Annotated in this window: 12 protein-coding genes; 6 read left to right on the top strand and 6 right to left on the bottom strand. The window is 66.3% G+C overall.

Annotation, left to right across the window (positions count from 1 at the left end; all coding sequences use genetic code 11):
* Positions 1 to 159 precede the first annotated feature (159 nt).
* Positions 160 to 999 (top strand): hypothetical protein, encoded by an 840-nt coding sequence (locus A5791_RS06325; protein WP_067232916.1) that lies wholly within the window; start codon positions 160 to 162, stop codon positions 997 to 999.
* Between the two features lie 59 nt (positions 1000 to 1058).
* The gene (locus A5791_RS06320; protein ID WP_067232913.1) at positions 1059 to 2603 is read left to right on the top strand and encodes an FAD-dependent oxidoreductase; all 1545 of its coding nucleotides are present in this window, start codon (positions 1059 to 1061) and stop codon (positions 2601 to 2603) included.
* 22 nt (positions 2604 to 2625) lie between these two features.
* On the opposite strand, the gene A5791_RS06315 is transcribed toward A5791_RS06320, so the two are convergent.
* Positions 2626 to 3108: an SRPBCC family protein gene (locus tag A5791_RS06315; RefSeq protein WP_067232910.1), complete on the bottom strand. Its 483-nt coding sequence runs from the start codon at positions 3106 to 3108 to the stop codon at positions 2626 to 2628.
* An 8-nt stretch (positions 3109 to 3116) separates the two neighbouring features.
* Positions 3117 to 3815: a DUF899 family protein gene (locus A5791_RS06310; RefSeq protein WP_067232907.1), complete on the bottom strand. Its 699-nt coding sequence runs from the start codon at positions 3813 to 3815 to the stop codon at positions 3117 to 3119.
* Positions 3816 to 4099: 284 nt separating this feature from the next.
* On the opposite strand from A5791_RS06310, the gene A5791_RS06305 reads away from it, so the two are divergent.
* Entirely contained in the window at positions 4100 to 5494 is a 1395-nt protein-coding gene (locus A5791_RS06305; RefSeq protein WP_067232903.1) for a PPE domain-containing protein, read from the top strand.
* Between the two features lie 20 nt (positions 5495 to 5514).
* Here A5791_RS06305 and A5791_RS27080 read toward each other — a convergent pair whose 3' ends face one another.
* Together A5791_RS27080 and A5791_RS06300 are read right to left on the bottom strand one after the other, a co-directional pair.
* The gene (locus A5791_RS27080; RefSeq protein ID WP_231995817.1) at positions 5515 to 6024 is read right to left on the bottom strand and encodes an aminotransferase class I/II-fold pyridoxal phosphate-dependent enzyme; all 510 of its coding nucleotides are present in this window, start codon (positions 6022 to 6024) and stop codon (positions 5515 to 5517) included.
* Positions 5964 to 6953, bottom strand: coding sequence for a PLP-dependent aminotransferase family protein (locus tag A5791_RS06300; protein WP_231995816.1), 990 nt, complete (start codon positions 6951 to 6953; stop codon positions 5964 to 5966). The genes A5791_RS27080 and A5791_RS06300 overlap by 61 nt, the downstream gene beginning before the upstream one ends.
* A gap of 79 nt (positions 6954 to 7032) precedes the next feature.
* On the opposite strand from A5791_RS06300, the gene A5791_RS06295 reads away from it, so the two are divergent.
* From A5791_RS06295 to A5791_RS06285, 3 genes are all read left to right on the top strand, one after another.
* The gene (locus tag A5791_RS06295) at positions 7033 to 7929 is read left to right on the top strand and encodes an SAM-dependent methyltransferase (RefSeq protein ID WP_067232901.1); all 897 of its coding nucleotides are present in this window, start codon (positions 7033 to 7035) and stop codon (positions 7927 to 7929) included.
* Between the two features lie 92 nt (positions 7930 to 8021).
* On the top strand, positions 8022 to 8543 hold the full coding sequence (locus A5791_RS06290; RefSeq protein ID WP_156661037.1) for a hypothetical protein: 522 nt from the start codon (positions 8022 to 8024) through the stop codon (positions 8541 to 8543).
* A gap of 29 nt (positions 8544 to 8572) precedes the next feature.
* On the top strand, positions 8573 to 8854 hold the full coding sequence (locus A5791_RS06285; RefSeq protein WP_067232894.1) for a hypothetical protein: 282 nt from the start codon (positions 8573 to 8575) through the stop codon (positions 8852 to 8854).
* A 22-nt stretch (positions 8855 to 8876) separates the two neighbouring features.
* Here A5791_RS06285 and A5791_RS06280 read toward each other — a convergent pair whose 3' ends face one another.
* Together A5791_RS06280 and A5791_RS06275 are read right to left on the bottom strand one after the other, a co-directional pair.
* The gene (locus A5791_RS06280; protein WP_067232923.1) at positions 8877 to 9425 is read right to left on the bottom strand and encodes a thioredoxin family protein; all 549 of its coding nucleotides are present in this window, start codon (positions 9423 to 9425) and stop codon (positions 8877 to 8879) included.
* An 84-nt stretch (positions 9426 to 9509) separates the two neighbouring features.
* Complete coding sequence (locus A5791_RS06275) at positions 9510 to 10502, bottom strand: D-2-hydroxyacid dehydrogenase family protein (RefSeq protein ID WP_067232920.1); 993 nt, start codon at positions 10500 to 10502, stop codon at positions 9510 to 9512.
* Positions 10503 to 10729: the final 227 nt, after the last annotated feature.

The following is a 10729-nucleotide window of genomic DNA, read 5'->3' as shown; positions in this document are numbered from 1 at the left end:
CCGACTCAGAAACCTGAACCCGACCCATGACACAACACCCCTTCACTCAGGTGTTGCGGTCATCCCTTGAATTCGCCGCTTCAAATAGCCGGGGACGTTCGCGCCGAAACCGAGCCGTTCCTCACACCAAGGCAGGGGTGAGCGCGCGATCATGGCGTCATGGCCGACGACGAACTCGACAGTCTGTATTCGGAACCGCCGGATGCTTTCACGGCACGGCGCACCGAGTTGGCCGCCGCGGCCAGGGGTCGCGGTGATGCAGAGGCCGCGCAACGGATCTCTGCGGCGCGCAAGCCCACCACGGCGGCCTGGGTAGTCAACCGGCTGGCGCTGCAACGCAAGGACACCAAAGAGCGGCTTACCGACCTCGGCGATCGATTGCGCGCGGCGCACGCGTCGATGGACGGCGATGCGATTCGGGACCTGTCCGCCGAGCAGCACCGGCTGATCAACGAGCTCGCTCGGGCCGCTCTCGAGGAGGCCGGCATGAAAAGCCCCTCGGCTGCGCTGCGTGACGACCTGACCGGCACACTGCAGGCCGCGATCGCTGACCCCGACGTCAGGGAGCGCCTTGGCCGATTGAGCAAACCCGAGCGGTGGTCGGGCTTCGGCACGTTCGGCGATGCGGTGCCGGTGGCGAAATCCGTTCGCGAAGGTACGACGACACCGAAGGCGACTGCCCCGGCCAGGCCGCCCCGACCGAAACGGGGCGAGCCGCCGCGCGACCGCAAGGCAGAGGCAGCGGAACGGCAGCTGCAAAAGCTTAGAGATGCCGTAGCCGCCGCCGAGCGCGCCAAGGCGCACGCGGACGACGAACTGTCCGAGCGGGAAGCCGAATGCACTGCCGCTCAGCGACGCCGGGACGACGCACTGGCGAGCCTGCGAAATGCCGAGCGCGAACTGAAAGGCGCCGAACACCGCTACGACAAAGCACGACAGAGCAGTCGCGCCGCCGCGGAGTCGTTGAAAGAGGCGAAAGCGCAGTTGAGGCGGGCGTGAGCGGGCGTAGCTGGTTACCGGTCACGTTTCCCGGTGGCCCGCCGGGGTACTAGCCCGCTGTGACTTCTCTATGGCTTGCCGATCGACCCGAACCAGCTTGGACCGCAGACCAGACCGACGAACAACCTCAATCCGCCCAGGTCATCGTCGTCGGCGCCGGAATCACCGGGCTGATTACTGCGGTGTTGCTGGCGCGGGCGGGCAAGGACGTTCTGGTGCTGGAGGCGCGCACCGTTGGTGCCTGCGCCACCGGGAACACCACCGCGAAGATCAGCTTGCTGCAGGGCAGCCATATGTCGAAGATCCTGCCCAGACACGGCACCGGCACAGCCCGCGCCTACGTGGAGGGGAATCGCGAGGGTCAACAGTGGGTGCTCGACCACTGCGAGACCCACGGCGTGGCGGTGCAGCGCGAGGATGCCTACACCTACGCACAGTCGCGCAAGGGCGTGTTGTCGGCGCGGGCCGAACTGGCTGCGTGCCAAGCCGTCGGCCTGCCGGTCACCTGGGAAGATGATGCCGACGTGCCATTCCCTTACCACGGCGGGGTGAGGCTGCCCGACCAAGCGCAGTTCGACCCGATGCCTTTCCTGGACTCTTTGGTCGTCGAGTTGCTCAAGCGGGGCGGACGGCTGGTCGAGCACACCCGGGTGCGGCGGGTGTCCAGTAAGGGGAAAACTCTTCGCGCGCAAGTCAATACACCTCCCCGGCAAGAGATCGAGATCGAAGCGTCGCAGATCGTCCTGGCCACTGGTATCCCGATCCTCGACCGGGGCGGCTATTTCGCCCGCGTGAAGCCCAGCCGCTCGTACTGCTTCGCCTTCAAGGTGCCCGAAGGCAGCATCACCAGACCGATGATGATCTCCACCGACTCGCCGACCCGCTCGGTGCGTTACGCGCCGTTCGGCGATGGTGAGCGACTGCTTGTCGGCGGCGCCGGCCACACCGTTGGCCGCGAGAAAAGCCCGTCCAAGGCGCTCGATGAGCTGGCGTCGTGGGCGCGCAAGCACTACCCCGGGGCAATGCAGACCCACTTTTGGTCGGCCCAGGACTACACCCCGATCGACCAGCTGCCCTATGTCGGACCGATCCTGCCGGGCAACGAAAGCATCTTCGTGGCAACGGGATTCAACAAGTGGGGCATGACCAACGGCGCCGCCGCGGCGCTAGCGCTGTCCAGCCGCATCGTGGGCGGGCGCATGGACTGGTCCCGCGCGTTCGCAAGTTGGAGCCCGCACGAGTTGTCGGGTATCCCAACGGCGGTGCAGGCCAACCTCGAGGTCGGGTTCAACCTGACCAAAGGCTGGATCACCCCGGCTATTCGCACCGGCCGGCGCAGCCCGCAGCAGGACGAGGGTGGCGTGGTGAGCGGACCGCCGTGGCACCTGGAAGCCAGATGCCGGGTCGACGGCACCGAGCATCGTGTGTCACCGGTGTGCCCGCACCTGGGCGGGATCGTGAACTGGAACGACGCGGACAAGGCCTGGGAATGCCCATTGCACGGGTCGCGGTTCGCGCCGGACGGCACGCTGTTGGAAGGCCCGGCGACTCGGGATCTCACGGCGAGCCAGCCTTCCGACAGACGAGCCGGCGCGATGCGATAAGCGAACGCTCAGCAATCGCCGTTCATGACGAAGAGATAAGCGACCGCTCCAGAGCCAAGAGCGACGCCGCCAGGTAATCCTCCGGGAATGGGGGCAGCTGACCGATCCTGTCGCGGAACTCCTGCGGCGTAGCCGTCCAGTCGTAGGTGAGGGTGACATCGGTGCCGGTCCCGTTGGGAGCGAGGTCGTAGCGCCAGAACCAGCCGCCCGGAGAGGGCTTACCTGCGTCGTCAAGCACCCCGGGCATCCAGCCGACGGCACGGTTCTCCTCGAACACGTTGACCAGGTTGTATGTGACGTAGTCACCGCCGGCAGGGGCGAAATGCATGTTCATCGCGAAAACCTGTCCGGCGCCGGTGATCGGCGCGGTGTCCACCGCATCGCGAACCCAGTCGCCAGGCTCGGTGCACCGGTGACGGGAGGGATCGGCGAGGAGGGCGAAAATCGCTTGCGGCGTGGCGGCGATGGTGCGTGTTGCGACGTAACGTTCTCTGCACGCGGTCATGCGTTGTCCTACTTGTCCGTGGGGCCGTAGGCGGCGGCGATGTCGGGCGAATCGAGCCATCCCGAGTATGTCGGCCGCGATGGCCACCCTTCGGGCGAATCCTGCCATTCCTCCTGGCGACCCCACGGCAGTATGTCGATGAGCCCGAACGAGTGACTGAGCTGCTCGGTGCCGCGCCCCGTCGTATGCCATGTGCGGTACACCGTGTCGCCGTCGCGCAGGAACACGTTGACCGCAAAACCTCCACCGGGCGGCGCGTCCATGTCGGCGGAGAACGGGCTTTGCGACGACGAATACCACTGCATCCGGTTGCCGACCTTGCGCCGGTAGGCAAGGGCCTCTTCGATCGGGCCGTTGGTGACGATGACGAAGCGGGCGTCGTAGTTGTCGAGGAACTCCAGGCGGGTGAACTGCGAGGTGAAGCCCGTGCAGCCGCCGCACTGCCACTCCGCGCCGTCGGTCCACATGTGGTGGTAGACGATGAGCTGCGAGCGGCCGTCGAAGACGTCGACCAGACGGATGGGTCCGTCGGGACCGATCAGGGTGTAGTCGGGCAGCTCGACCATCGGCAGCCGGCGCCGCTGCGCGGCGATCGCGTCCAGTTCGCGCGTGACCGCCTTTTCTCGTTTCCGCAGTTCGTCGAGCGCGGCGCGCCAGGTCTCGTGATCGACCACTGGCGGCAAGGCTGTTGCGTGCTCTACGGACATGGAATCCACCTTTACTTTCCGATGCTGTCGACTTGCCCCGTTCGAAAGGTGTGACTGCCGGCGGGTCCGAAAATCATCGCCGGGCCGACCCGGCACCAGATTCACGTTTCCGCGGCAAAGGCTTGTACAGTTGGCTGGCGCCGCGTTTGTCAAGCGTTAATCGCCATGACATACCGCATTCAAAGGAATATGACGGTTTTGCTGGCCCGCTCGTCACGGCGCCGCCGGTAGGCCGTCTTCGAAGCCGCGCCGTTGGGGGCCTTGAGTCGATCGGAGGAACCGAGATGGACTTCGCGTTACTGCCGCCCGAGATCAACTCTGGCCGGATGTATGTGGGGCCCGGTTCGGGGCCGATGCTGGCCGCCGCGGCGGCCTGGGAGGCGCTGGCCGCCGAGCTGCATTCGACGGCAAGCGCGTATCAGTCCGTGATTACCGCGCTCACCGCGGGGCCGTGGCTGGGTCCTTCGTCAGCGGCTATGGCCGCGGCGGCCTACCCCTACGTGACCTGGGCGCAGGCCGCTGCGGCGCAGGCCGAGCAGACCGCCACCCAGGCCGGGGCGGCCGCTGTCGCCTACGAGACGGCCTTCGCGGAAACGGTGCCGCCGCCCGTGATCGCGGCGAATCGCGCACTGCTGATGAACCTGGTGGCGACGAACATCTTGGGACAGAACACCCCGGCGATCGCGGCTACCGAGGCGCAGTACGCCGAGATGTGGGCGCAGGATGCCGGGGCGATGTACGGCTATGCGGGCTCGTCGGCGTCGGCGGCGTCCCTCACGCCTTTCAGCGAACCGCCTTCCAATACCAACCCGGGCGGCCAGACGGGCCAATCCAAAGCGGTCGCCCAGGCGTTGAACACCTCCGCCGGCAAGGTGCAGGGCGCCGTCTCGACGGTGCAGCAATCCTTTTCCGCGGTGCCCACTGCCCTGAACAGCCTCGCGGCCCCGGCGGCCGCACCCGCCGCGCCCCTGGGCCCCCTTGATGTGCTGGCCGTGCTGGCGAACCTGAGCGGAGTGTTCGCCGACCCGGAGATAGGTGCGGCCGGACTTGCTGTCGGCACCATAGCTCTTCCCTACGACGTCGGCGGTTACTACGTCGGTGTCCACACCGACGACATCGTCAGCGGCTGGGCGGGAATCGAGCCGTGGCCGGGCACCGCAGCGGCGCCGCCGACCTCGTTTCCGGTGGTTACCAATCCGGGCTCAATGTTCGCGGCCAACATGGGAGAGGCAAAGACGATCAGCGGCTTGTCGGTGCCCAAGGGCTGGGCCACGGCGGCACCCGAGATACGCCCCGCCGCGCTGGCGTTGCCGGCCGCGACCGCGGGTGCGGCCGCGGAACTTTCGGGAGACGGCGTCGGCAGCCTGTTCGGCCAGATGGCGGTCGCGAGCATGGCCGGACGGGCGATGGCCGGAACCGGCGGGGCCGGTGTCCCCGGTCGCCGGGAACGGGTCGGCGCCGCAGTGTCCAAGCCCGGGGAACCGCGTGAGCCAAGCGAGCCGACGACGTCGACTGAACCACAGGAATCGCGTGAGCCGACGGCATCGCCAACGAGCCCGCCCGGCGGCCCGATCACCAGCATCGCCGCCGAACTACGCGAATTGGCGTCCTTGCGCGACGCGGGCATCCTCACCGACGAGGAATTCAACGAGCAGAAGAAGCGCCTGCTACCGCACTGAACCTCGCGCGGGGGGTCACGTCACACTCGCGGCATCGACGTATTGCGGCCGGCGGAGGTGTTGGTCGCGGCGCGCATGAGCCGCCCCAGGTGTTCGAGGGCGGTCGGGTATTCGTGTTCCAGTGGTGTCCCGTAGCCGATGACGATTCCCCCTTCGCGGTGACCTGGTGCATGCCAGAAGGGAGTCAGCCCGGTGACGGCGACTTTGCGGCGGTGCGCGACGGCGAGCACATCGGCCTCCGGAATGTGTTGCGGTAGCGAGATAACGGCGTGCAGCCCGGCAGCGATTCCGTGGATCGACACCGCGGGTGCATAGCGAGCGAGGGTCTCGATGAGCGCGTCGCGGCGATTCCGGTAGCGGCGCCGCATCCGCCGGATGTGTCGGTCTAGAGCACCCGATTCGATCAACTCGGCGAATGCCAGCTGCGCCAGGACATCGGTGCCGCGATCAGCCCGACGTTTGGCTTCGATCACCGCGTCGACGAGCTCGGTGGGCAACGCCAGCCAGCCCAGCCGCAGACCGGGAGCCAAGCTCTTGCTGGCGCTGCCAGCATAGATGACGTGCTCAGGCGCGAGTCCCTGTAATGCGCGACGGGATGCCGGTCATAGCGGAACTCCCCGTCGTAATCGTCTTCGACGAGATAGACGCCGCGGGTGGTGGCGATCTGGGCGAATTCGGTGCGCCTCCCGGCGTCAAGCGTCGCGCCCATCGGAGCTTGGTGTGCCGGGGTGAGGACTGCCGCAGCGACAGGTTGGGTGATTTCTTCCGGCCGGGCACCGTGGCGGTCGACATCCAGCGGAACGACGGCAAGTCCGCTCGCGGCCGCGATTGCGCGGTGATCGGGGAGACAGGGGTTCTCGCACGCGATCGATCGGGCGCCGTCGGCCGCGAGCGCGTCACAAACCAGCCGCAGTCCCTGCGTGTAACCACTGCAGATCACGATGTGTTCGCTCGTCGTGAGCACTCCGCGTACTCGACCCAGGTAGCCGGCCAGTACTGCGCGTAACGGTGGCGACCCGCGTGGATCTGCCGGGCCGAGTTCGGCGTGCGCGGTGACCTGCAGCGCTCGCCGCATCGCACGCAGCCACTCCGCGCGGGGAAACATGCTGAGGTCGGGACGACCGAGGCGAAAATCGGCAACGGCACGCGCGCCGGCGCGTTCGGCGGTGAGTCGGGTAGGGGCGTGCCGCCCGTGAGCCACTTCGGTGGCCGCGCCAGGCCGGGTCCGCAGGTAGCCCTCGGCCACCAGTTGCGCATACACCTCGACCACCGTTCCGCGCGCGAGCCCCAGCTGCTCGGCCAGTGCCCGCGAAGACGGCAACCGTTCACCGGGCGCGAGCCGTCCGTCGCGAATGGCTTGGCGCAAAGCACCTTCGAGCGCCGAGCGTCGCCCTCGTCCAGGCGGCAGGTCGAGGTGCAGGTCGGTTCCGCCGACCGCACTGGTCCACGAATCCGGCATGGAATTGGACCTTACCGGTGAACCGATGCTTTCCGTAGGGTCGAAGCCGTCATGGTTGCTGCGTCAGGAAGTTGTTTGAATGGTCGATCTAGCCGACCGGCGTCTTGACCGCACGGCAAGTTTCACCGCCCAGTTCAATGCGGCCCAACGCGCCGCAGAGACATTGCGGCCGCCGGGCCGTCGCCTCCTCGACGATCCGTACTCACGACACTTCGTCGAACACCCGGCGTTGCGGGCCATGCTGGCTCGTCCACGTTCAGCCGATGCCGCGCTTCGCCTCGTCGACTGGGTGTGGGGCGGACTGCACGCCCACATCGCGCTGCGGGTGCGTTACGCCGACGATGCATGTGAGGCTGCAATCCGGGCGGGCATCGACCAGCTCGTGCTGCTGGGCGCCGGCTTCGACACCACCAGCCTGCGGCGTGCCACCGCGCCGGTGCGCGTCTTCGAGGTCGATGCGCCCACCACCCAGGCCCACAAGCGGCCCGTGGTCGAGCGGCTACTACCAACCGCGCGTGCGTCCGAAATAATCTGGGTGCCATGCGATTTCGAGCAGGATGTGCTACGAGAGCGATTGCTCGCGAGCGGGTTCGACCCCGAAAGCGCAAGCCTGATCGTTTGGCTGGGAGTCACTCCGTATCTCACCGGTGGCGCCATCGACACGACGCTTGGCGACATTGCCCAGATCTGTGTGCCGGGCAGCCGTCTGGTCGTCGACTACATCTGCACCGGTGTCGTCGCCGGGCGCACCGAGTGGCGAAGTGCCCGCCGCGTTGCCCGTGTGGTGGCCCGGCGCGGGGAACCGTACCGCAGCGAATTCACCGCGGCCGGCCTGAACGAGATACTCGCCGCCCACGGTTTCCAGCCTGACGAGCATCTGGACGTTTCCGCGCTGTTGAGGCGCTACGACCCGGCGAACAAAAGTGGATTGGCCGCCGACGATTGGCTGGCGGTCGCCGCCGCCAAACGCGTTTGACGATACGGCTCAACCCACGGCAACGGATCGGTGGATTCCGCGACCCAGCTGCGCGACCATAGAGGCCGGCCAGGTCAAAAAGATGGGACATGATGAGCGGTCGCGTAGCGCAGAATCGACTCGCATGCGCGACAGCTGCTTTCGCCGTCTATACCGCGGTGATGCTGGTACCGGAGCACCGTATGCGGCAGACCGGCGGACCCGGAATCGTTCCATTTGAGCTGGCCGGCAACGCCTCTCGGGCCGAAGACATCATGGCTCGGTGGGGAAGCGGGGGTCAGCGCGCTGCGCGGTTGTCGCTGTGGCTCGACTTCGGCTACATGGCCACCTATGGCGCGCTCGCGGCGCTGCTGGTAGACCGCGCCCGTCTTCGTCGCGGCCACCCGGCTGCGCTGCCTGTTCTGGTGATTCCCGCAGTCGCCGGCGACGCGGTGGAGGGAGTCGCGCTGTTGAAGGTACTCGGTCGCACACGCATTGCCGCCAATGCGCGGCGAGCGCAAATCGCCGCATACATCAAGTTCGCAGTTCTTGCCGTCGCGCTCGGGTACGTTGCCGTGGACTCACTCCTACCGGCGCGCAGAGGAAATTGTTTGGGATTCGACGCTGCGGTGTAAGAAATAGCTACCTCTACTCACGAAGGAGAATGATGAGGCGTATTGCACCCGCCACGATAGCGATGGCCATGCTGCTCTTCAGCGGATGTTCGGCCTCACAGGTCATCAATACCGGTGGCGACACCAAATGCAAGGACTTCACCTCGCAGGACGAGAAGAAGCAGAACGAGGAAATCAGCAAGATGCTCAAGGACAAGGGCGGCGCTGACCCGAACAACCTGGAGATCTCGACGACGCGCCTGTCGGTGACGACCTACTGCCAGACCGTGGGCAAGCCGGACAGCAAGATTTCGGAGGCGCCGCACGGCTGAACGCAGCTCAGCGCCAATCTGATCAACGCCATTTGATGCCGCACCCGATCGACGGCCGCTGATCGGGGTCCACCGGCCTTCCGGCCAGCACCGCGTCGACTGCCGCCCGGATGTCGCCGGCCGTCACCGGAAGGTCGTTCTTCGGGCGTGAGTCGTCGAGCTGGCCGCGGTACACCAGCCTTCGTTCACCGTCGAACACGAACGTGTCGGGCGTGCATGCCGCGGAAAACGCCCGGGCCACGTCCTGGGTCTCGTCGTAGAGGTAGGGAAATGTCCAGCCGTGACGACGCGCCTCGGCGACCATTTGGTCGGGTCCGTCCTGCGGGTAGGTGACGACGTCATTGCTCGAGATGCCGACCATTGGGACGCCTAGGCGGGCCAGGTCCCGACCGAGCGCGGCGAGCCCAGCGGCAACATGCTGGACGTACGGGCAGTGGTTACAGATGAAGGTGACGACGAGCGCGGGGCCTGTAAGTTCTTCGAGGCTGACCCTGGCGCCGGTTGCGGGCTCGGGCAGCGTGAATGACGGCGCCGGAGTGCCCAGGGCCAGCATTGTCGACTCGATTGCCATGTGCGCCAGAGTAACCGCGAGGATGGCTCCGCAACACTCGGTGCGTGTCGCAAACGACGCAAATGGCCGCCGCTGCATTTGTTGTCAACCGGTTGTCGGCCGCGCCTGAGGATTGGCAATCCGAATCGGCGTGCCGTTCAGCCACGCCGCGACGGCCTCCACGGTGTCCGCGTAGAAAGCGCCGAGCATTTCGCGGGTGACGTAACCCAGATGGGGAGACAGCGTCACATTGGGCAGAAGTCTCAGCGGATGGTCGCGAGGAAGAGGTTCGACGTCGTAGACGTCCAGTCCGGCACCGGCAATGTGCTCACTCCGGAGTGCGGCAATAAGGGCGGCCTCGTCGACAATCGGGCCCCGAGAAGTGTTGATCAAGTAGGCATGGGGCTTCATCAGGGCCAACTCTGGCCCGGCGATCAGACCTCGCGTACGCTCCGAGAGCACCACGTGGATGGAGACGACGTCGGACTCTTGGAATAGCGTCACCTTCTCGACGCGGCGGACGCCGACCGCCGCCGCGGCCTCCTCGGTCAGATTTTGGCTCCACGCAATGACTTCCATGTCGAACGCTTTCGCATATTCGGCCATGCGTCTGCCGACCCTGCCGAGGCCGACCAGTCCTAGTGTCTTGCCCGACAACGTCATACCCACCGTGGCCTGCCAGCCACCCTCACGCAGGCGCCGATGTTCTTCTGCCAGCCGGCGCACGGTCGCGATGATCAACCCCCAGGCGAGTTCGGGGGTGGCGTCGCGGACGGAACTGAATCGCGGACTGGCGAAGTCCGAGTGTGCCACCAGGATGCCCCGTTCGGTGGCCGCGGCCATATCCAAGTTCGGCAGGCTCTTGCCGACGATGGTGATGAGTTTCAGGTTCGGCAACCTCTCGATCAAGGTGCGTGGAAACGCCATACGTTCGCGCAACGTGCACACCACGTCGAACGGCCGCAAAATCTCTATGGCTTCCGCCTCGGCGAGGTGGCGGTCGAAAACGGTTATCTCCGAACGCATCTGCACCGGCGACCAGTCGGCGAGGTCGAGGGCAACGCGGGCGTAGTCGTCGAGTATGGCCACTCGGGGCATGTCGTCTCCGTTCGCCGCCTGCGAGCGTTCCAGGACTCGCGACTTTACCCGCTGGGCGATTACCTCCAACTCATTGCCTGAGCAGGCCCATCTTTGCCTAAGCTGCAACGAAATTGCGCTTGTCCGTGCGCATTGCCGAGTTACTCCTGCGGCGAATTCAAGGGATGACCGCAACACCTGAGTGAAGGGGTGTTGTGTCATGGGTCGGGTTCAGGTTTCTGAGTCGG

Source organism: Mycobacterium sp. 852002-51163_SCH5372311 (genome assembly GCF_001667115.1).
Taxonomy (GTDB): domain Bacteria; phylum Actinomycetota; class Actinomycetes; order Mycobacteriales; family Mycobacteriaceae; genus Mycobacterium.
Note: the sequence above shows the minus strand (reverse complement) of the source record. Positions and strands in the feature narration are given on the sequence as shown.

What these genes read in the sequence shown, in the direction of transcription:
- A5791_RS06310 (WP_067232907.1), bottom strand. Translation starts at nt 3,815, where the DNA reads ATGTCCGTAGAGCACGCAACAGCCTTGCCGCCAGTGGTCGATCACGAG.
- A5791_RS06275 (WP_067232920.1), bottom strand. Translation starts at nt 10,502, where the DNA reads ATGCCCCGAGTGGCCATACTCGACGACTACGCCCGCGTTGCCCTCGAC.
- A5791_RS06315 (WP_067232910.1), bottom strand. Translation starts at nt 3,108, where the DNA reads ATGACCGCGTGCAGAGAACGTTACGTCGCAACACGCACCATCGCCGCC.
- A5791_RS06300 (WP_231995816.1), bottom strand. Translation starts at nt 6,953, where the DNA reads ATGCCGGATTCGTGGACCAGTGCGGTCGGCGGAACCGACCTGCACCTC.
- A5791_RS06295 (WP_067232901.1), top strand. Translation starts at nt 7,033, where the DNA reads ATGGTCGATCTAGCCGACCGGCGTCTTGACCGCACGGCAAGTTTCACC.
- A5791_RS06290 (WP_156661037.1), top strand. Translation starts at nt 8,022, where the DNA reads ATGAGCGGTCGCGTAGCGCAGAATCGACTCGCATGCGCGACAGCTGCT.
- A5791_RS06280 (WP_067232923.1), bottom strand. Translation starts at nt 9,425, where the DNA reads ATGGCAATCGAGTCGACAATGCTGGCCCTGGGCACTCCGGCGCCGTCA.
- A5791_RS06305 (WP_067232903.1), top strand. Translation starts at nt 4,100, where the DNA reads ATGGACTTCGCGTTACTGCCGCCCGAGATCAACTCTGGCCGGATGTAT.
- A5791_RS06285 (WP_067232894.1), top strand. Translation starts at nt 8,573, where the DNA reads ATGATGAGGCGTATTGCACCCGCCACGATAGCGATGGCCATGCTGCTC.
- A5791_RS06325 (WP_067232916.1), top strand. Translation starts at nt 160, where the DNA reads ATGGCCGACGACGAACTCGACAGTCTGTATTCGGAACCGCCGGATGCT.